Annotated in this window: 16 protein-coding genes; 7 read left to right on the top strand and 9 right to left on the bottom strand. The window is 68.7% G+C overall.

Annotated elements, in window-relative coordinates; translation table 11 throughout:
• Positions 1 to 2 precede the first annotated feature (2 nt).
• Complete coding sequence (locus tag ACIUM1_RS12375; protein WP_406817652.1) at positions 3 to 1,457, bottom strand: hypothetical protein; 1,455 nt, start codon at positions 1,455 to 1,457, stop codon at positions 3 to 5.
• Between the two features lie 231 nt (positions 1,458 to 1,688).
• On the opposite strand from ACIUM1_RS12375, the gene ACIUM1_RS12370 reads away from it, so the two are divergent.
• The 3 genes from ACIUM1_RS12370 (at position 1,689) to ACIUM1_RS12360 (ending at position 3,460) form a co-directional block, all read left to right on the top strand.
• Complete coding sequence (locus tag ACIUM1_RS12370) at positions 1,689 to 1,994, top strand: hypothetical protein (RefSeq protein ID WP_067134226.1); 306 nt, start codon at positions 1,689 to 1,691, stop codon at positions 1,992 to 1,994.
• A gap of 75 nt (positions 1,995 to 2,069) precedes the next feature.
• Positions 2,070 to 2,723, top strand: a complete 654-nt coding sequence (locus ACIUM1_RS12365; protein ID WP_406817651.1) for a GAP family protein — start codon at positions 2,070 to 2,072, stop codon at positions 2,721 to 2,723.
• A gap of 65 nt (positions 2,724 to 2,788) precedes the next feature.
• The gene (locus tag ACIUM1_RS12360) at positions 2,789 to 3,460 is read left to right on the top strand and encodes a GAP family protein (protein ID WP_406817423.1); all 672 of its coding nucleotides are present in this window, start codon (positions 2,789 to 2,791) and stop codon (positions 3,458 to 3,460) included.
• Here ACIUM1_RS12360 and ACIUM1_RS12355 read toward each other — a convergent pair.
• Positions 3,448 to 4,221: a hypothetical protein gene (locus tag ACIUM1_RS12355; protein WP_406817422.1), complete on the bottom strand. Its 774-nt coding sequence runs from the start codon at positions 4,219 to 4,221 to the stop codon at positions 3,448 to 3,450. The two genes, ACIUM1_RS12360 and ACIUM1_RS12355, sit on opposite strands and share 13 nt — an antisense overlap.
• A 28-nt stretch (positions 4,222 to 4,249) precedes the next feature.
• Here ACIUM1_RS12355 and ACIUM1_RS12350 point away from each other — a divergent pair, with 28 nt between their 5' ends.
• The gene (locus ACIUM1_RS12350) at positions 4,250 to 5,749 is read left to right on the top strand and encodes a bifunctional phosphatase PAP2/diacylglycerol kinase family protein (protein ID WP_406817421.1); all 1,500 of its coding nucleotides are present in this window, start codon (positions 4,250 to 4,252) and stop codon (positions 5,747 to 5,749) included.
• On the opposite strand, the gene ACIUM1_RS12345 is transcribed toward ACIUM1_RS12350, so the two are convergent.
• From ACIUM1_RS12345 to ACIUM1_RS12330, 4 genes are all read right to left on the bottom strand, one after another.
• Positions 5,694 to 7,136 (bottom strand): FGGY-family carbohydrate kinase, encoded by a 1,443-nt coding sequence (locus ACIUM1_RS12345; protein WP_406817420.1) that lies wholly within the window; start codon positions 7,134 to 7,136, stop codon positions 5,694 to 5,696. The genes ACIUM1_RS12350 and ACIUM1_RS12345 overlap by 56 nt on opposite strands.
• A complete protein-coding gene (locus tag ACIUM1_RS12340) occupies positions 7,133 to 8,536 on the bottom strand; it encodes a mannitol dehydrogenase family protein (protein ID WP_406817419.1) in 1,404 nt (467 codons plus the stop codon). Before ACIUM1_RS12340 ends, ACIUM1_RS12345 begins: the two co-directional genes overlap by 4 nt.
• Positions 8,537 to 8,585: 49 nt before the next feature.
• Positions 8,586 to 8,900 (bottom strand): DUF732 domain-containing protein, encoded by a 315-nt coding sequence (locus tag ACIUM1_RS12335; protein ID WP_406817650.1) that lies wholly within the window; start codon positions 8,898 to 8,900, stop codon positions 8,586 to 8,588.
• A 227-nt stretch (positions 8,901 to 9,127) separates the two neighbouring features.
• Entirely contained in the window at positions 9,128 to 9,466 is a 339-nt protein-coding gene (locus ACIUM1_RS12330) for a DUF732 domain-containing protein (protein ID WP_406817418.1), read from the bottom strand.
• A gap of 376 nt (positions 9,467 to 9,842) precedes the next feature.
• Between ACIUM1_RS12330 and ACIUM1_RS12325 the strand changes: the two genes are divergently transcribed.
• Positions 9,843 to 10,382, top strand: a complete 540-nt coding sequence (locus ACIUM1_RS12325; RefSeq protein WP_406817417.1) for a hypothetical protein — start codon at positions 9,843 to 9,845, stop codon at positions 10,380 to 10,382.
• Between the two features lie 239 nt (positions 10,383 to 10,621).
• Here the strand turns inward: ACIUM1_RS12325 and ACIUM1_RS12320 are convergent, their stop codons facing one another.
• On the bottom strand, positions 10,622 to 11,437 hold the full coding sequence (locus ACIUM1_RS12320; RefSeq protein WP_406817416.1) for a L,D-transpeptidase: 816 nt from the start codon (positions 11,435 to 11,437) through the stop codon (positions 10,622 to 10,624).
• A gap of 340 nt (positions 11,438 to 11,777) precedes the next feature.
• Here ACIUM1_RS12320 and ACIUM1_RS12315 point away from each other — a divergent pair, with 340 nt between their 5' ends.
• Positions 11,778 to 14,402: an ATP-binding cassette domain-containing protein gene (locus tag ACIUM1_RS12315; RefSeq protein ID WP_406817415.1), complete on the top strand. Its 2,625-nt coding sequence runs from the start codon at positions 11,778 to 11,780 to the stop codon at positions 14,400 to 14,402.
• Between the two features lie 4 nt (positions 14,403 to 14,406).
• On the opposite strand, the gene ACIUM1_RS12310 is transcribed toward ACIUM1_RS12315, so the two are convergent.
• Positions 14,407 to 17,589 carry a protein kinase domain-containing protein gene (locus ACIUM1_RS12310; protein ID WP_406817414.1) on the bottom strand — a complete coding sequence of 1,061 codons (3,183 nt, stop codon included), beginning with the start codon at positions 17,587 to 17,589 and terminating at the stop codon, positions 14,407 to 14,409.
• A gap of 132 nt (positions 17,590 to 17,721) precedes the next feature.
• Complete coding sequence (locus tag ACIUM1_RS12305) at positions 17,722 to 18,525, bottom strand: mycofactocin-coupled SDR family oxidoreductase (RefSeq protein WP_406817413.1); 804 nt, start codon at positions 18,523 to 18,525, stop codon at positions 17,722 to 17,724.
• Positions 18,526 to 18,720: 195 nt separating this feature from the next.
• On the opposite strand from ACIUM1_RS12305, the gene ACIUM1_RS12300 reads away from it, so the two are divergent.
• Positions 18,721 to 19,269, top strand: coding sequence for a tat pathway signal sequence (locus ACIUM1_RS12300; protein WP_406817412.1), 549 nt, complete (start codon positions 18,721 to 18,723; stop codon positions 19,267 to 19,269).
• Positions 19,270 to 19,388: the final 119 nt, after the last annotated feature.

Here is a 19,388-nt window from a genome sequence, read left to right as displayed (position 1 = left end):
GGTCACTTCGTCGCCTTGAGCACCTGAACCAGGTTGAACTGCCAGCGCTCGACCAGCCGGAAGCCCAGGTCGTGCGGCACCGCGAAGGCGGTGCTCGCCCAGTAGACCGGGCCGGGCGGCAGCGCCGCGCCCTGCTCGTGCGCCGGCTGGGAAGGGTCGGCCTGGGTGATGATCCAGACGACGCCGCACTGGCTCAACGGCCTGGCCACCACCTCGGGGATGAGGTTGGTGTCGAAGACGTCGTTGCGATCGGTCGCCCGTTGCCACAGCGTGAGATCGATCAGCTTGCGATAGGCATCCGGCCGCGCCGCCAGCAACGGCCGCATCGGGGCCGGCATGAAAGTCACCGTGTCGTTCACCAACAGGCAATCGCCCGGCGCCGCCTTCGCGGTGATCAGGTCGGCGACCTGACTGTAGTCCATTCCGTACTTGGCATACGGATTACGTTGTACCCAAACATAATTCGGTGCGGCGGCGACGGCGAAAAGACCGACGACCGCCGTCGTCACCCATGGCCTGGAGGGGCCACGCGCGGTCACCGCGCCACCGCAGACGCCCAGGATCAGCGCCAGCGCCGGCGCGGTGAAGCACAAGTAGCGCGGCGTGTAGATCGAATGAACCAGCGCCGAATACGTCACGATCGCGACCGTCGGCGCCGCGAGCCACCCCGTCGAGAGCACCAGCAGCCGGCGCTCGGACCCGGCCAGCCGGGCGGACCCGCTGAGCCACAACACGATTGCCGCACCGATCAGCAGCGCCGACAACACCGCGAACGGCGGGCACCGTTCGAAGTACTGCTGCATCAGCACGTCTTCGATGGTGCGATGACCGATGGGTGCGACCCAGCTGATCTGGTGTGCCTGCCCGGCGACCGTGGTCAGGAACGGCGTCAGCGCGCCGACGGCCGCGGCCGACGCGATCGCGAAGCCCAGCAACACCGTTCGGCTCCGGTGATAGACGCCGAGGAACACGACATAAGCCGCCAGTAACAGCGCAAGGTACGCGTCGAGCACGATGGAGCAGGCCAGCGCGACTGCATACGACAGCCACAGCCAACGGTTGTCCCGGCGCGCGGCGTAAACCAGCAGAACGGTCAGCCACACCGCGGCCATCATCGACATGGCGTAGGGGCGGGCCTCGATGCCCGCCCAGGTGGTCCGCGGCAGGATTCCGCAAAACACCCCGGCGGTCACCGCGACGGAGCGGGACGAGAACTGCTTGCCCAGCACCACCACCCCGGCGGCGGCGCCGCCCACCGCCAGGGCGCTGGGCGCGCGCGACCAGAACTCGGTGGGCGGGAAAATTTGGAACCACCCGTGCATGAGCAGGTAATACAGGCCGTGCACGGCGTCGACGTTGCCCAGCATGTGCCACAGCTGGGTCAGCGAACGGCTATAGGCGGCCGAGATGGTCGCCGCCTCGTCGTACCAGAAGGAGGGCCGGGCCGCGCCGGCCATGCTCACCGCGCACGCCACGATCGCGACGAGCAACGGGTCCAGCGCGGCCGGTAACGCCGGTCGTCGACCGCCCAGCACGCCGCGGCGGGCCCGTGGCTCCTCGGTGGCTGCGATGCTCACCGAACCGCCCGGGACGTCGCGGTCTGGCTGAACACACCGCTATGTTGCCAGAAGCCAACCGGCCCGATCGGCAGCCTCAACCCGCCGCGCATTCGAACGTATGATCGATCAATGGGTCCGCTGGCGTCGATCGGGTACAACGGCCAACCGGTCCGGAGCCCCTTTCGGGTGGTCCGCCCGGCGATCGCGGTCCTGGTCGACCTGACGGTGCTTTTCCCCCGCGAGCCGCACCGCTCGGGGCGGTACCAGCCCAACGGTCTGCAGCTGCACAAGGTCGTCGAGGGCTGGCTGAGCTGCTGGGCCCTGTGCGAGCAGGGCGACTGGTGGGGGCTGGTGACCTATCCGGTCGCCTACGGATCCAAGCGCAGAACCGTGACGCACTGGGTGCCCGCGTGGACGCTGCGCCGCAAAGGCTGAACCGTGCGGTCAACCCGCTGCGTCTGCGCCACGCCGATGCGATGATTGCTGCCCGTGGACGCAAGTTGGGCCTCGGTGCTGAGCAAACTCCTTGCGTTGGCGGCGGTCATCGCGCTGTCACCGATCACGGTCATTCCCGCGGTGCTGGTGCTGCACGCGCCCCGGCCGCGTCCGACCAGTCTTTCGTTCCTGGGCGGCTGGCTGCTGGGCCTGGTCGTCCTGACCGCCGCATTCGTCAGCGGCTCGGAGCTGCTCAGCGGCATCCACGCGACCCCGCCGAAGTGGGCGTCCTGGGTGCGGCTGGCGCTCGGCGTGGCACTCATCGCGCTGGCGGCCTACCACTGGTTCACCAGACATCGGCAGCGCAGCATGCCGCGCTGGATGCGTTCGTTCTCCATGCTCTCGCCGGTACGCGCCGGGGTGATGGGAGCGGTGCTGGTGCCGCTGCGCCCCGAGGTGCTGATCCTGTGCGCGGCCGCCGGCCTGGCCGTCGGCAACAGCACCATGAGCGCCGGGGCGCAGGTGGTCGCGGCCGCGATCTTCGTAGTCGTCGCCGCGTCGACGGTCGCCATCCCGGTCGTGGCCTATGTCGGCGCCGGGGACCGCCTCGACGATGCCCTGGAGCGGCTCAAGGCATGGATGGAGGCGAACCACGACGCGATGATGGCCGTCATCCTGTTTCTGATCGGGTTGATGGTGCTCTACAACGGGATACACACATTGGCCTGACCGGTTCGCCGGAGTACGGCGCGTTTGGGCGCCGCATCGCCCGCGGCAATGAAAGGATGCCGCGCATGGCAGGAAGCTGGGGGACGGTGCTGACCGGGCTCGTTCCGCTTGGACTGGTCATCTCGCTGTCACCGCTCACGGTCATCCCGGCGGTGTTGGTGTTACAGGCGCCGCGGCCGCGGCCGAGCAGCCTCGCGTTTCTGGGCGGCTGGGTGCTGAGCCTGGCCGCCCTGACGGCGGTCGCCGTCGCCGCCTCCGGCCTGCTGGGCGGCCTGGACAAGGCGCCGCCGCGGTGGTCGTCGTGGCTGCGCGTGGTGCTGGGGTCGGCGCTGATCGTGTACGGCATCTACCGCTGGCTCAACCGGCACGGCCAGGCCGAATCACCGGGCTGGATGCGCTCGTTCGCCAGCATCACCCCGGCCCGGGCGGGGATCACCGGGGCGGTGCTGGCGGTGGTGCGGCCGGACGTCGCGCTCATCTGCGTGCCCGCAGGATTGGGCATCGGCACCAGCGGGCTCGGCCTCGCCGGTGACTGGGTGGCCGCCGCGTTCTTCGTGGCCGTCGCCGCCTCCAGCGTGGCGATCCCGATATTGGCCTACGCGGCGGCCGGTAGCCGCCTCGACGACACGCTGGCGCGGCTCAAGGACTGGATGGACCGCAATAACGGCGCCCTACTCGCGGCGGTCTTCGTGGTGATCGGCGCGATGGTGCTCTACCACGGGATTCACGCGCTATAGCCACCGTCGGCCAGGCCGGCATCGTGCTCCAGCCTGTTCACCGCGCCAAAGACCAACTCGCGGAACAACTCCCGGCCATAGCTGGCGAGCATGCCCAGATAGCCGCGGTCGGCCCATTGCGCGGCGTGCCGCTCTTCGTGGTGCAACACCCGGTCCAGGTCGAGGCGGCTCGCGCGGGGCGTGCCGCTGCGGTCGAGATACCAGGCACGCCCGGACGAGACAATGCGGCGCAGCTGCTCGCCGGGGTCGGTGACCCTGCCCGCGTTGACCATGAAGAGGTCACCCCAGGTGGTGCCGCCCCGCCGGCTGAACAGCCGTTGGATCCAGTTGCCGCCCAGGCCCATGAGCATGCCGTTCGGGGTGGTGACCAGGCGCCCGCCGTTGCGGTGCACAAAGGCGACGTCCCGGCTGTAACTCCAGCGGTTTGCGTTCTGCCGGGCCAGGATTCGCGCCACCTCGGCGGTGCCGTAGGGGGTGGCCGGAAAGTCGGCGGGCCGCGCACCCGGCTTACCGTAGCCGGTGTCCGCGTTCAGGACGTAGGTGATCAGCGCGGCGTCGCGGGCCCGGGCGCCGTCGAGGTAGGGCGGGATCAGGAAGAAGGATTTGCCGTGCGGGTCGTTGAGCTCGGCCATGTTCTCGAGGACTCCGAAGCGCGAGGTGGTGATGCCGTGCCGGCGGGCGATCTCGGCGACGACCGGTGCGGTCACGCCGCGGCGTTCGGCGTTGTCCCGCCACCTCGTGCAATAGCCCTGTGCGTCCATGTCTTCGGACCAATTTAGGGTGTAGCGAATGAACAGGGGTCCCTGGCAGCGCGCACGTGGCATCAAACAGATCACCCGGGGACTGGGCACGCTGGATCGAGAACTGTTCGACGCCATCGCCGAGACGGACACCCCGTTACTCGACACGGTCATGCCGCCGCTGACCCGGGCGGCCGACCATTCCAAGCTGTGGGTGGGCCTCGGCGCGGCGCTGCTCGCCACCGGCAGGCAAAGCGCGCAGCGCGGCGCGACCCGCGGGCTGGTGACGCTGGCGGTCACCAGCCTGGTCACCAACCAGGTCGCCAAGCGGATCCGTCGGCGACCGCGCCCCGGCTACGACTTGGTGCCCTTGGTCCGGCAGGTCCGCCGCCGCCCGACGTCGAACTCGCTGCCGTCGGGACACTCCGCCAGCGCGGCCGCGTTCGCCATCGGGGTGGGGCTGGAAAATCCGCCGTTGGGCTTCGGGCTGGCGCTGCTGGCCGGGCTGGTGGGTCTGTCGCGGGTGGCGACGGGCGCGCACTACCCCGGCGACGTCATCGCCGGGTTCGGCATCGGCTCGGGCCTGGCCGTGTTGGGCGGCCGGCTCGTTCCGCCGATCGTCGAAACCGCCCTCCCGCGAACGGAACCGCTTCGCGTCGCCGCGCCGCAGCGGCCCGACGGCGCCGGTGTGGTCCTGGTCATCAACCCGGAGTCGGGCAGCGGCACCGGGGCCCGGGTCATCGACGAGGTGCGCGCCGAACTGCCGAAGGTCGACATCCGCGAACTGGGCCCCGACGAGGACCCGACGCAGGTGCTGCGCGGCGCGGCCGAGCGCGCCGAGGTGCTGGCGGTGGGCGGCGGTGACGGCACCGTCGCAGCCGCCGCGGGCGTGGCCATCGACGCGGGACTGCCGCTGGCGGTCTTTCCCGCCGGGACGTTCAACCATTTCGCCAAGGACATCGGCTGCGACACGGTGGCCAAGACGGTCGACGCGATCCGGCGCGGCCACGTGGCATGCGTGGACCTGGTGTGCCTCAACGAAACTCAGATGGTCCTCAACACCGCCAGCATCGGCGCATATCCGGCCTTCGTGCGGCGGCGCGAAAAGCTGGAAAAGCGCATCGGCAAGCCGCTGGCCGGCCTGTACGCCATGCTGCACACGCTGCGCAAGGACCAGCCGGTGCGCATCCGCTACGACTACAAGACCCTGCTGACATCGCTGTTCTTCCTGGGTAATTCGCTATACCTGCCGAGCGGATTCGCACCGGCGCGCCGGACCCGGATGGACGACGGCTTGATCGATGTGCGCATCCTGGAGACCGGCCGGCGCTGGGCCAGGACCAGGATTCTGACCGCGCTCGCCCTGGGCCGGCTGGAGCGCAGCCCGCTCTATCACGAGTTGCAGGTGCCGGAATTCAGCTTCTGCGCCGTCGACGGCCCCACGGTGATCGCCTGCGACGGCGAGGTCGGCGACGAATACGACAAGGCCAGCTTCACCGCGAAATACCGGGTCCTATCGGTGTTTCGGCCGCTTCCCGACGACCGCTGACTCCCTCGGTGAGGTCGCGCACCCGCGCGTAGTGCGCCAGCACCTCGGGTGCGGGGCCTGCGGTGTATTCGTCGGTGGGCGGCGGATTCCACGCGGGTGGCCGGGGTGATCCGCTCAACGCCCATGCCGCTTGGCGCGCAGCGCCCAGCGCGACATACTGCGCCGGCGTGGGGACCAGCACCGGCATGCCGAACACCGTCGGCGCGATTGCGCGCAGGGCCTGCGATTGCGCGCCGCCGCCGACCAGCAGGATGCGGCGCGCGACGACGCCCTGCGCGGCCAGATGCGCTACCCCGTCGGCGAGCGAGCACAGCAGCCCCTCCACCGCGGCCCGGGCCAGGTTGGCCGGGGTCGCATTGGACACCCGCAGGCCGTGCAGTGCTCCAGTTGCGTTGGGCCGGTTCGGAGTTCGCTCCCCCTCTAGGTAGGGCACCAACACCAGCCCCGCGCTGCCCGGCGAGGCCGACAGCGCGAGCCGGGACAGCTCGTCCTGGTCGGCCTGCAGCATCGTGGCCGCCGCCTCCAGCACCCGTGCGCCGTTGAGGGTGCACACCAGCGGCAGATAGCGTCCGGTGCCGTCGGCGAATCCGGCGACGAAGCCGGCCTCGTCGCGGACCGGGTCCGCGGTGACGGCGGCCACCACCCCAGAGGTTCCGATCGAGACGATGACGTCGCCCTCCTCGGCGCCCAGACCCAGCGCCGCGGCGGCGTTGTCGCCGAGGCCGGCCCCGAAAACCCTTGTGCCGCCCACGGTTCGGCTCGACGGGCTCAGCACGGTGGGCAGTTGGGGGCGACGGCCGCGCAGCGCCAGTTCCAGCAGATCGAAACGGTATGCGCCCGTTGCGGCGTCGTAGTAACCGGTGCCGCTGGCATCGCTGCGGTCGGTGCTCAGCGCCGCGATATCCGCCTCGCCGCGCAGCCGCCACGTCAACCAATCGTGCGGCAGGCAGACCGCCGCGGCGCGGTCCGCGTGCTCCGGCTCGTGGTCGGCCAGCCAGCGCAATTTGGCCACCGTGATCGCGGCCAGTGGCACGACGCCGACGCTCCGGGCCCACGCTTGTGTGCCGCCCAGCTCGCCGACGAGCGCCGCCGCGGCGTCGGCCGATCGCACGTCGTTCCACAGCAACCCGGGGCGCACCACCCTTCCGGTTGTGTCCAGGCAGACCATGCCGTGCTGCTGTGCGCCGACGGCGATCGCCTCGACGCCGTCCAGCCCACCCGCGGCGGCGATGGCCGCGTGGGCGGCGGTTTCCCATGCCCCCGGGTCGATTTCGGTACCGTGCGGGTGACCGGCGTGTCCCTCCCGGATCACCTTGCCGGTGGCGGCGTCGCACACCAGCACCTTGCAGGATTGGGTCGAGGAGTCGATGCCCGCGACCAGCGTCATGATGCGCCGGCCCCGGTCAGCGCCCGCAACGTTGCGCGGGCGCCGCGTCGGTGCAACGAGTCCAGCGCATCCAGGTAGGCCTCGCGGAGGCGCTCATCGTCGACGAGATCGCCGAAGACCGAACGATTGGCCAGGAATGCGACCGGGTTGTCACGTTGCGAGCGGGCGACCGGAACCAGGGTGTCGGCGAGCCGGTCCACCACCTCGATCGGTTGGCCCTGTTCGTCGATGCCCTCGGCGTAGCGTGCCCAGCTCGCGACGATCGCCGCCGACAGCCGCACCGGTCCACCGGAGCGCAGATTGTCGCGCACCACGGGCAACAACCACTTCGGAATGCGGTCCGAGGATTCGGCGCACAGCCTGGTCACGGTGTCGCGGATGTAGGCGTTGGCGAAGCGCGGCAGCAGCCCGGCCCGGAAGTCGTCCAGTCCCGGAATGCGCTTCAGCGTCGGCATGGCCTCCGAATCCAGATAGCGGGCAACGAATTCGGCGATCGCCGGATCTCGGGCCGCGTCGTGCACCAGCCGGTGTCCGGCGAGGTAGGCGAAATAGCACAGACCCTGATGTCCCGCGTTGAGCAGCCGCAACTTCATTGCCTCGTACGGCGCCACGTCGTCGACGAGTCGAACCCCGGCTTGATCCAGCGGTGGCCGGCCGTCGGCGAAATCGTCCTCGATGACCCACATGGCGAAGGGTTCCGCGATGACGGGCCAGGCATCGGCCACCCCGAATTCGGCGTCCAGTCGCTCGAGTACGTCGGGCGTGGTCACCGGTGTGATCCGATCAACCATCGAGTTCGGGAACCTGGTCTTCTCGCGCATCCATTGCGCCAGTTCAGGATTGATCGTTTCGGCATACGAGATGAAGACGCGGCGCGCCACGTCTCCGTTCCCGGCAATGTTGTCGCAGGACACGATCGTGGGGGAGGGCAGGTCACGCTCGCGTCGCCGGTTGCACGCCTCGGCCACCAACCCGGACACCGCGCTCAGCGGTGGCTGGTAACCACCCTCGGTGATGGTGAGCAAGATGATCCGGGTGGACGGATCGGCAAGCAGCTCGATCACCGAGTCGGGATCGTCAGGCGCATAACGGTAATCGACGATGGAGCCGATGACTCGCGGTTGCCGGGTGCCGTCGGGGTGTTCGAGGATCAGCGTGTAGAGATGGTCCTGATCGCGCAGCACGTCGCGCATGCGCCGGTCGCGCGGCAGCACGCCGACGCCGCAGATCCCGAAGTCACGGGCGAGCCCGTCGCTGAGCAACCGGTCTATGTACATGGCCTGGTGGGAACGGTGGAAACCACCGACACCGAAATGCGCTATGCCGATGCCGATTTGGCCGCGGTCATACGTCGGGCCCGGGATGTTGAGGCCGCTCAGGTTCCGTGCGTTCAGCTTCACTCGACTGTCACCTTAGCGCGGACCGCCGAGCGCAGCGGCTAACCCGTCGTCATGCGGTGGGGCACAGGTCGCGCAGGGCGTAGATCACCACGTCTGCGGCTTGCCGACCGTTGATACCGCCGGTGCCCTGGTCGGCGTCCGAGCGCTGTAAGGCCAAGCCCTCCAGCTGTTGCGGAGAGGCGCCCCACGAAAGCTGCTGACACAGGTCCGCGCCCATCTGCAACAGCTGCGGGTCACCGCCGTTGACGGCGTGGATACCGGCGTTGTGCAGGTCGTTGAGGAAGGCGGCCTGGTCGGCCCGCGCCGGGGCGGCGCACAGCACCCCGGCGAGCAGAAGTGGGCCACTCGCCAGCGCCGCGCCCATGAACCGCCCAGAAAGCCCGCGTACCGCCATCCAACCGTCTCCTATGTCTGTGCCCGATGCGGATGATGCACTTTTACACAAAAGTGCGAAGACCCGCTGCGCAAACAATTCGGGAGAGTGAATAGTCGGCGAATTCGGTTGGCGGATGCGACATGACCTGCGGGCCGACCCGCGTCCGACCCGGACCGCGCCGTTACGCCGGCGAAGCGCGAACGGTCAGGGCGCCGCTAGCCGGGGCACAGATCGCGCACGGCGTAGGTGACGACGGCGTCGGCCTGCTCGGGAGTGAGCCCGCCGGCGCCCTGCCGGTCGTCGGAACGCTGCAACGCCAAACCCTCGAGCTGCGCGGGAGGGGCGCCCCAGGATATTTGCTGACATACGTTCAGGCCGGCCTGCAGCAGGGCGGCGTCACCGCCGCTGACGGCGTGGATCCCGTCCCCGTGCATGTCGTTGAGGAAACCGGCCGCGTCGGCCTGTGCCGGGCCGGCCCAGACAAGGCCGGCGAGAAGCGGGCCGCCGAGCAGGGCCGAACCGATGATCCCGGTGGTGAGACGACGTGGTGACATAGCCCCTTCTCCTCTATTCGTCAACCATTGCGATCTCGATGTTAACCTCTGCGTAACCTCACCACCGATAACTGTTCACCAACAGTTTCCTGTGAAGGACCTGCGGAAAAATAAAGTCTGTGTGATCTGAAGTCGGTGTCGGCAACCGTCGACCCGCGATTGATCGGCGTCCCTGCCCGAGTCGGCCCTGGACTGCCGGCGGTGTTCTGATCCGTGACACCGTTGTGACGTCACCATTTGGAAACGGCGCGGTGCGGCGTGGCGCGTGTCGCGCGTCGGCTGCCGACAATTGGCGCGGTCGTGAAAGCGGCCACGGTACGGCTAGGCGGGCCTGCTGCACCAAATGGCAAATAGCTGAGCGTGAATATAAGGAGAGTTGACGCTGATGGCGATCGTCGATCGGTTCAACATCAAAGTGGTTGCCGGCGCTGGGTTGTGCGGAGCTGCTATCGCGTTGAGCCCCGACGCGGCGGCCGCCCCGCTGATCACGGGTGGGCACGCGTGCATCGAGGGGCAGTCGGGCGAGGTGGCGCCAGCCGCCGGTGGCCCGGTCGCAGGCGCCGGCACCGTGGCCGCGGGTGCACCGGCGGCCGGAGGCGTGTGCGCGGCGCCCATGACTGATATGTCCGGTGTGCCGATGGCTGTGCCGGGTCCGCTGCCGCTGGGGGCGCCGCTGCCGATCGTGCCGCCGCTGCCGCTCGCGCCGCCGGTGCCGGTGGTGCCGCCGGTGCCGGTCGTGCCCGCCGGCGCGCCCCTGATCGCACTCGGCGGGCCGGCGGCTGCCGGGGCTCCGCTGGAGGCGGCGGCGCCGATCATCGACATGTCCGGGGTGAAGGACGCGCCGACCGGCCCGGCTCCCACCGGTGGACCGGTGGCCGGGCAACCTGTTCGCCCCGGTCCCTCGGGCGCGAGCTGAGGCCTATTCCGGGTCCCGATTAGACGGGCCGGGCCCGCTGGTTTGAAACCAGCGGGCCCGTTTCGTTTGCGGGTGATGAATCGGTAACCGGTAGGTGGCAGTGTCTCCGGACGGTGACGCGTGGTAATTCCCTTGCGACAGTGAGATACCTTTGCCGCCAAGATGATTGAATGCCGCCAAGATGATTGAAGCTCCGCACCCGGCTTGCGCGCGGGTGCGGAGCTTCGTGAAATGCGGGGCTACTCCTGGACGATCACCGGGTCGCCGACGTGGACGTGGTCGTAGTACCACTCGGCGTCATCGGGGCTCAGGCTGATGCAGCCATGGCTGACGTTGTCCAGTCCCAGTGCCGGGACGGCCCACGGAGCCGAGTGCACGAACAAGCCGCGGCTGGTGATGCGTACGGCGTAATTGACCGTCAGCAGATAACCATTGGGGTCGTCGACGGGAATGCCGACGCTGCTCGAATCCATGGTCACCGCTTCCTCTTTGGACAAGACGGTGTACGAGCCGACCGGCGTCGGGTATTCCGGCCTGCCCATCGAGGCGGGCATCACGCCCTGCTCACCGAAGTGGGGCCGGTGGTGCGGCGCCGGCAGTGCGGTCGGCGGCCCCGCCTCGGCGCCGTCGATGCTCACGGTGAAGGTGTGCTCCGAGATGCTGGCGACGCCGATCACGGCGGGACCCGTTTTGATCTCCGCGGCCGCGCCGCCCACCGTCAACGCAATGGTGCTGTGCGCCGGCCAGTATCGGTCCGGCACCCACTGCACGACCTTGTTGTCGAGCCATTCGAACTTGCCGGTCATCGAGGGCGTCGACTTGACCTCAACCGAACGCTCGGCCGCCCGCCGGTCGGCCGAATTGGTGATGGGTGCGGTGAATTTCACCTGTATCGGGTGCGCCACGCCGACCACTTCGTCACGCCCCGGCGAAATCGACGCGATCCCGAATCCATGCGGCTGGTTTGACGCCGCCACGCTTACGCCGGCCGGCGTCACGACAACACTGGCGGCTGCTCCGAGCGCCGCGAGAACACACCGAACACCCGTCCGCATGACCCCAATTCCTTTTAACTGACATGGTTGTAATACGGATGGTAAATGCGCGCTGACCTGCGGAAGCGTAAGGGCGCGTGGATATTTGGCCACGCGACGGTCACAGTTCGGCAACGGCGGGTTTAGTGCAGTGGCGCCGTGACCAGGCGCGCAGGCCCCCGAAGGGAAACACCAGCCCGACGCATCGGCGGGAGTCAATTGCGATCGTGTTGTGACCGGGCCGTGACACGGACCGCCTCGAACCCTGCTGCCGCGGCGCACCAGCAAAGGCGATCGCGGACGGCGGACCAATATGGCGAAACCGCTGGAGTTTGCTGAAAGCGGATCGAATACTGAGTGGATGAGCACGCCCGCATCACCCGTGTTGACGGTTCAATCTAACTGGTCACGGCGTAGTTTTGCCGCTGGCAACGATGTCGTGGTGGGCAGTGACCTGCGCGCCGACATGCGCGTAGCCCATCCGCTGGTCTCCCGCTCGCACCTGCTGCTGCGTTTCGACCGGGGCAAATGGGTGGCAATCGACAACGGATCGCCGACGGGGATGTTCGTCAATGGCGGCCGGGTTACCGTCATCGACATCCGCGACGGCCAGACCATCAACGTGGGCAGCCCCGACGGGCCGCGGCTGAGCTTCCAGATCGGACGTGACGACAGGGCGGTGGGCCAGCTACCGCCGACGGTCGAGGGGATGCAGGCCATCGCGCGCCCCGCCGCCCCGCGGCCGTCTCGTCCGGAGCGCCCACAGCAGGGCAACGGCTCGCCGCCCCGCATCGCGCGACCGCAACCCCCGCCGCTGCGCTACACGCATGCCGGCCCGCCGCCACCGCAACCGCAGCCGGCCGGCGGCCCGCGCCGGGCCGTCGGCTATCCGATCCCACCGTCGCCGCCCCGCCGTCCCCAACCGGCACCGCCGCCCGAAAGGCCCGTCTGGTCGGCGCCAAAGGGTCAGCCGCTGACCGAGATCGGCGCCGAAGCACTCGAAGCCGCGCAGTTCGACAGCACCAACTTGCGGCGCGCGGTGCAGCGCTCTCGGTCGAAGCTCGCGGCGCCACCCACCGGGGCCGCCGTGATCGGTCGCGCCGAAGACAGCGACATCGTGATCTCCGACGTCTTGGCGTCGCGCCACCATGCCTACCTGGTTTCCGGTCCGAGCGGCATGGAGATCCACGACGCGCACAGCATCAACGGGACTTTCGTCAACGGCACGCGAATCTTGTCGGCGCCGTTGACCGAGGGCGACGTGGTCACGATCGGCAACGTCGACCTCGTGTTCAACGGTGAAATCCTGCTTCGCCGTGCCGAAGCGGCAACCCGCACCGGGGGGCTGGAGGTGCGCGAGGTCGACTTCGAAATCGACAGCAAACGGCTGATTCAGAAGGTCTCGCTGACCGCCAGACCCGGCACGCTAACCGCCCTGATCGGTGGCTCCGGCGCCGGGAAGAGCACGCTGTCGCGGCTGATCGCCGGCGCCACCTGCCCGACCTCCGGCTCAATCACCTTCGAAGGGCATGACATTCACGCCAGCTTCGCCTCGCTGCGCAGCCGGATCGGGATGGTGCCCCAGGACGACGTCGTGCATCGCCAGCTGACCGTGAGCCAGGCGCTGAGCTATGCCGCCGAGCTACGGCTCCCTCCCGATACCACCAAACAAGACCGCGCACAGGTCGTCGCGCAGGTGATCGAGGAACTCGGGTTGACCAAGCACGCCGGTACCCGGGTGGACAAGCTGTCCGGTGGGCAGCGCAAGCGCGCGTCGGTGGCACTCGAGCTGCTCACCGGGCCGTCGCTGCTGATTCTCGACGAGCCGACCTCCGGTCTGGACCCGGCGCTGGACCTCCAGGTCATGACGATGCTGCGGCAGCTGGCCGACGCCGGTCGCGTGGTGCTGGTGGTGACCCACTCGCTGAGCTACCTCGATCTCTGCGACCAGGTGCTGCTGATGGCCCCCGGCGGCAAGACGGCTTACTGCGGGCCGCCCGGCGAAATCGAGGCGACAATGGGAACCACCAACTGGGCCAAGATCTTTGGCATGGTGGGTGCGGATCCCGACGAAGCCAACCGCCGGTTCCTGGCCCAGCTCAAACCGCCGCCCGCGGGGGCCGAGGCGGAGAAGCCGGCCGATCTGGGCGCTCCGGCGCGCTCCAGCACGCTCCGCCAGTTCGCCACGATCGCGCGCCGTCAGATCCGGCTGATCGTGGCCGACCGCGCTTACTTCATCTTCCTGGCGCTGCTGCCGTTCGTGATGGGGGCGCTGTCGCTGACCGTTCCGGGCTCGACGGGATTCCGTGTCGCCGATCCCAGCGGCGACGGCTCCGATGAACCCGGCTCGGTCTTGATGCTGCTCACCATGGCCGCCGTCTTCATGGGCACCGCGCTGACGATCCGCGACCTCATCGGCGAGCGCCCCATCTTCCGCCGGGAGCAGGCGGTCGGCCTGTCCACCAAGGCGTATCTGCTTGCGAAGATGGCCGTGTTCTTCGTGTTCGCCGTCGTTCAGTCGGCGATCGCGACGACCATCACGATCCTGGGCAAGGGTGCCCCGACTCGGCCCGCGCTGCTGCTCGGCAGCGCCACGCTCGAGTTGTACGTCGCCACCGCCGCGATGTGCGTCGCCGCGGCGATGGTCGGCCTGGTCCTGTCCTCCCTGGCCCGATCCAACGAGCAGATCATGCCGCTGCTGGTGGTTTCCCTGATGCTGCAGTTGGTGCTCTGCGGCGGGATGGTCCCCGTCACCAACCGCATCGGCCTCGACCAGATGTCGTGGGCGGTCCCCTCCCGATGGGGCTACGCGGCGCAGGCCTCGACCGTCGACTTGTGGACGATCGAGCCCGGGCCGCTGGCCCCCAAGGACAGCCACTTCAAGCACACGGCGAACACCTGGCTGTTCGATGTGGGCATGCTCGCATTGTTGACGGTCGTGTACGGGGGATTCGTCGGGTGGCGCAGCCGGCTCAAGCGCCATTGATCCGCTAGATGAAGTCCAGGGCTTCGACCGTGGCGACGGGGCCTTCGTGGGTGGGCCGGTTCGCGCCGCCGATGCAGTAGACGGTGCTGCCCACCGCCGCGACCACCTCGGCGTGGCGCGGAGTGGGCATGGGACGCAACGTCGTCCACGTTCCGTCGCCGATGTCGTACATCTCGGCCACCCCCACCACCTGCGTCGGTTCCTCACCACCGACCGCCACGATTCGGCCATCGATGAACGCGGCGCCGTAGCTGCCGCGAGGCGTCGGCATGTCGACCAACTTCGTCCACGCCCCGGACTGCGGGTCGAACCGTTCGAACGCCGCGGAATTCTTGTCGGCCGACAGGAATCTGCCGCCGACCGCGTACACGTACGTGCCGTCGGACACCGCGGCCAGATGCTCGCGCGCGGTGGGCATGTCGGCCGCGTCGTGCCACGCGTTGCCGTCGAAGACCTCGGTCTGCGGGACGAGCTTCTTGGTGTTCTGCCCGCCGACGACGACGAGTTTGTCACCGACCACGGCGGCAGCCAGCGCGGCGCGGGCGTGGCTGAGATTAGGCAACTCGACCCACTTGCCGCCGCGCAACGCGAACACCTTGGCCGACGCCTGGGTGAGGTCGCCGCCGGCGCCCCCGAGCACTATCACCTCGCCGCGGTAGGTCGCGGCCGCGGCGTGGTGCAGCGGGATCGGCAACGCGGGTTGCGGTTGCCAGGCGCCGGCGCGCGGGTCATAGCTCTCGACCGTCTGCAGCGCGACCCCGTCGCGCAGGCCACCCACCACCCAGATCTTGTCGTCGAGCACGGTCCACGCCGTCATCAACCGCGCGGTCGGCGCGTCCGGTAGCGAACGCCACTGCGCGGCCGGCTGCATTCGGCGCGCCGGTAGTTGCAGCGCCTCCGCCGACGAGGTCGCCTGGCCGTCGCCGATGTCACCCGAACCGCCAATCGAGTACACGGCCTGTCCTATCGCGTCGACCGCCATGCCGTGCCGCGCTACCGACATGTCCGGCAAGGCCGCCCACGTGTTGGTCGTCAGATCGAGCACCGACACACTCTTGAGAACCTGTCCCGCCGACTGTCCCCCGACGGCGACCAGGCGCCGGTCGGCCAGTGCCACGCCGAGGTCGCCGCGCGGTTGGGGAAGGTCGGGCAATCGCGTCCAGCTTTTCGCGGCGGGGTCATAGGCCTCAACCGTCGCCAGGTCGGTGGTCCCGTTGTTGCCGCCCACCGTGTACACCACCTTGCCGTCCGACGCGGCGGCCAGCATCTGCCGAGGGGTCGGTATCGGGGTGCCCAGCGTCCACGAATTGCCGTCGAAGATCTCGACGGTGTTCAGCAGGGCGCCGTTCGAGTCGACGCCGCCCGCGACGATGATGCGCCCACCCACCACCGCCGCCGCAGCTGCCGCGCGGGGCTGCAGCAGATGGGGAAGCTCGACCCAGTGACTGTTGACCACGCGCCAAACCTGGTCGCTGGCAACCTTCTGCGGGCTCGCCGCACGCCAGCCCCCGAGCACGACCGGGTTTCCCTGCCACGTCACCGCCGTCGCGTGCTGAACCGGAACCGGGAGGTCGTCGCCGCTTTTCCAGCCGTCGATGATCGGGTCATAACCCTCGTGGTTTGCGACCAGTGCGCGGTTGCTGCCCATGCCGCCGAAGATCCAGATCGTGCCGTCGGCCTGGGTGGTCGCCGCCGCCTGCCGCGCGATGCGGGCGTTGGTGATCGGCTGCCACCGCGAAATGAGTTGGGCATTCGGTTGATCCGCGGCGGCGCTGTGGTGCCTGTTGCCCTGCGTCAGCAGTACGTAGACACCGGTGCCGAGCACCAGCACGGCCACGACGATCGCCACCGCGATCAACGCTGCCGTGGCGCGTTTGCGCTTCTTCCCCGACGGGCTCAACCACGCCACCGCTCCCGCGGCCGGCCCGCGGCGCGCGGGCGCAGGCGGGTCGGGAGGGCTCGACGGTGCGATCGCGTCGGTGACGCTGGTGTGCTCAGCGATCGCCTCGGTCGGATCAGACGTGTTGGGGGCTGCGGGAATTGGTCCACGTGGGACGGAGTTTCGTGAACCGGTTGGCCCTGGCGGCGACATGGTTCGGCGATCGTTCACCGGGCTGATCAGCGACGTGGCGCTGTCCGAGTCGGCACCGGGTGGGCCCGGTTTGGCGATCCTTGGCGGTCGGGGCGTGGGTGCGGCCGTGTTGCCGCCGCGTCCGCCTGACGACAGGGTTCGCGCCTTCGACAAACCCGCCGGCGCACCCGCCGTCCGCGCCGAACCGGCGCCGGCGGCGGTGATGGCCATCGCGTCCGCTTTCAAGCCGTTGCGGCGCTGACTTTCCTGCAACTCGCGACCGAAATCCGCTGCGGAGGCTGGTCTTTCAGTCGCGCCGGGCGCCATCGCCGTCTCGATCGCCGAGCACACCGCGTCCGGGATTCCGTTATGGCGCAAGTCGGGGACTGGCGTGCTGTTGATCCGCCTGTAGTGCGCCAGCAGGTCGTCGCTGCCGCGGCGCTCATACGCGGCGTTGCCGGCGATCAGCGCATAGATCGTGGCGCCGAGCGAATAGACGTCGCTGCCGACCGTCGCGGGATCACCCGCCATCACCTCCGGCGCCAGGTAATCGATTGTGCCGGAGAATAATCCGGCCGCCGTCTCGTACCCACCGGGGACGTGGGCGGTCCCGAAGTCGGTCAGTTGCGGTTCGCCGTAGTCGTTGACCAGGACGTTCGCGGGCTTGATATCGCGGTGCAGGGTGCCGCTCAGGTGCGCCGTTTCCAGTGCCCCGCACAACTTCACGCCGATCCGCACCGCCTCCGGCCACGCGATCGGACCCTCGCGCTGCACCCGCAGCCCCAGCGAACCCGCCCGGCAGTACGACATGACGATGTACGGGCGGCCCCCCGCGGTGACGCCGACCCGCAGGATGTTGACGATGTTCGGATGCCCCGAGAGTCCGCCCATGGCGAACCCCTCGCGGAGAAAGCGTTCCCGGCTCGCGTCATCGATGAACGGCGGTAGCACCTTGATCGCCACGTTGCGACCCAGGGCGGTCTCCCGGCAGCAGTAGACCACTCCCGCGGCGCCTCGCGCGATCTGGCGCGCGTTGTCGAATCCGGCGGCGGCTAACTCCGCCACGATCTCGCTCGGTCCCGGCGCGGGGGCGCGAGCCTTGGGTCTTTCAGCCATTACCTGGCCTCAACTTCCCAGGCGACGTATCAATCGGGGTCAAGCGTAGCGAACATCCACCCGCCGTCAGTACGGTTCAGGCGACGATCATTGGACGGCGCGACGGGACGTCCAGGCGCGGTCAGCCGTTCGTCAATGGATGCGGGCGCTGCCGCCGAGGCCGATCTCGAGCACGCTTCCGGTGATGACACCCGGGTCGGTGACCAGATACAGCACGCCGCGGCTGACGTCCTCGGGTTGCAGCCAGGGCTGGGGTATCGGGTTGGCTTTCGTCATCCGGCGCACCAGGTCGTCGGGGATGTCGTCGTCACCGGTGGGCTGCACCATCGGGGTCTGGGTGGTGGTCGGGCAGACGACGTTGATCGTGATGCCCTCCTTGGCGACCTCGAGGGCGGCGGATTTCGCCAGGCCGATCACCCCCCACTTGGTGGCGTTGTATGCCGCCAGTTCGGGAATGCCCATCCGGCCGCCCATCGAGGAGGTCACCACGATCCTGCCGAACCGCTGTTGTCGCATCACCGGTATGGCGGCCCGCAGGACATGAAATGCGCCGGTCAGGTTCGTGTCGACCAGCTGCTGCCACACCACGTCACTGACGTCCTGCAGCAGCCCGGTGCTGACGATTCCGGCGTTGGCCACCACGATGTCCAGGCTGCCCAGGTCGGCGACGGTCTGCGTGACCGCGGCGTTGACCGCGCCCGCGTCGCGCACGTCCACAGTCAGAGGCACGCAGCGTCGGCCCAGCTCGTCGACCAGTTTCGCCGTCTCGCGGAGGTCGTCCTCGTTGCCCAAGGGATAGGTCAGGTCGGTCATCGCCCGCGGGGCATCGGCGACGACGATGTCGGCTCCTTCGGCCGCTAAGGCCAGCGCATGCGAGCGGCCCTGCCCTCGAGCTCCGCCGGTAATCAAGGCCACACGTCCGTCCAAGGCACCCATGGGGGTAAAGCTACCAGTGGATAACGCGTTTACCGGTGGCTGGGTGACGCAGTGAAATCGATTGCTGCGGGCGAGGTCTCGGCGCCGCGGTCAGCCACTGGGACTGCCAGGGAGGCAGGCGGGGGATTTCCGCCGCGAGAATTCTGGACGGTGATGCGTCACTCTTGAATCAATGCAAGTACTGGGAGGCATCCGATGGGTGATATGGGATTGGATCGGCGATCGCTTTTGGCCGCAGGACCGCTGTTACTGGCGACGATCGCCGCTGGTGACAAGGCCGGCAACCTCGACGACATCAAATCGGCGCCGGCCCCGGGAGTCGGCCCGGACCCAACCGAAACTTTAGTCCAGCCGTACCGGGACATCGCTTTCGAGCCGTGGGCCAACTTGCCCCCACACAGCGGCGAAATGGCCATGCTTTATGGGGATTTCAACAGTCCTGGGCCATACCTGGTGCTGATGAAATGGAATCCGGGTTGGTTCAGCGCGCCGCATACCTACGCGACCGACCGCATTCAGGTGGTGGTGTTCGGCACCTGGTTTGTCAACAGCGGCAATGACTTTCAACCACGAGATGCGGTTCCGGTCGGGCCCGGCGGCTATGTGAAGCGCACCGCGCGTACCCCACACTACGACGGCGTACCAGCCGGCCAGCCCGACCCGGCCGTCATCGCCGTCTTCGGCCTGGGCCCCGTCGACCAGCAGCTGGTCGACCCGAGCCAGCCGTCATGGCGCCAGGTGTGACGACGGTACTGCTTTGAAGTGGAGCCGATGACGGGAATCGAACCCGCGTATTCAGACGCATGCGGCGCGGAATGAGCTTCGAATGGCATTGCCGGCTGGGTGTTTTCACGGTTAAGGGG

The organism is Mycobacterium sp. M23085, from assembly GCF_045343915.1.
Classification (GTDB): domain Bacteria; phylum Actinomycetota; class Actinomycetes; order Mycobacteriales; family Mycobacteriaceae; genus Mycobacterium.
This window is presented reverse-complemented; position numbering and strand designations above follow the sequence as displayed.

Excerpts from the sequence above, each read along its gene's own strand:
- ACIUM1_RS12375 (WP_406817652.1), bottom strand. The coding sequence starts at position 1,457 with ATGGCCGGCGCGGCCCGGCCCTCCTTCTGGTACGACGAGGCGGCGACC.
- ACIUM1_RS12370 (WP_067134226.1), top strand. The coding sequence starts at position 1,689 with ATGGGTCCGCTGGCGTCGATCGGGTACAACGGCCAACCGGTCCGGAGC.
- ACIUM1_RS12360 (WP_406817423.1), top strand. The coding sequence starts at position 2,789 with ATGGCAGGAAGCTGGGGGACGGTGCTGACCGGGCTCGTTCCGCTTGGA.
- ACIUM1_RS12355 (WP_406817422.1), bottom strand. The coding sequence starts at position 4,221 with ATGGACGCACAGGGCTATTGCACGAGGTGGCGGGACAACGCCGAACGC.
- ACIUM1_RS12350 (WP_406817421.1), top strand. The coding sequence starts at position 4,250 with ATGAACAGGGGTCCCTGGCAGCGCGCACGTGGCATCAAACAGATCACC.
- ACIUM1_RS12345 (WP_406817420.1), bottom strand. The coding sequence starts at position 7,136 with ATGACGCTGGTCGCGGGCATCGACTCCTCGACCCAATCCTGCAAGGTG.
- ACIUM1_RS12335 (WP_406817650.1), bottom strand. The coding sequence starts at position 8,900 with ATGGGCGCGGCGCTGGCGAGTGGCCCACTTCTGCTCGCCGGGGTGCTG.
- ACIUM1_RS12330 (WP_406817418.1), bottom strand. The coding sequence starts at position 9,466 with ATGTCACCACGTCGTCTCACCACCGGGATCATCGGTTCGGCCCTGCTC.
- ACIUM1_RS12320 (WP_406817416.1), bottom strand. The coding sequence starts at position 11,437 with ATGCGGACGGGTGTTCGGTGTGTTCTCGCGGCGCTCGGAGCAGCCGCC.
- ACIUM1_RS12315 (WP_406817415.1), top strand. The coding sequence starts at position 11,778 with ATGAGCACGCCCGCATCACCCGTGTTGACGGTTCAATCTAACTGGTCA.
- ACIUM1_RS12310 (WP_406817414.1), bottom strand. The coding sequence starts at position 17,589 with ATGGCTGAAAGACCCAAGGCTCGCGCCCCCGCGCCGGGACCGAGCGAG.
- ACIUM1_RS12305 (WP_406817413.1), bottom strand. The coding sequence starts at position 18,525 with ATGGGTGCCTTGGACGGACGTGTGGCCTTGATTACCGGCGGAGCTCGA.
- ACIUM1_RS12300 (WP_406817412.1), top strand. The coding sequence starts at position 18,721 with ATGGGTGATATGGGATTGGATCGGCGATCGCTTTTGGCCGCAGGACCG.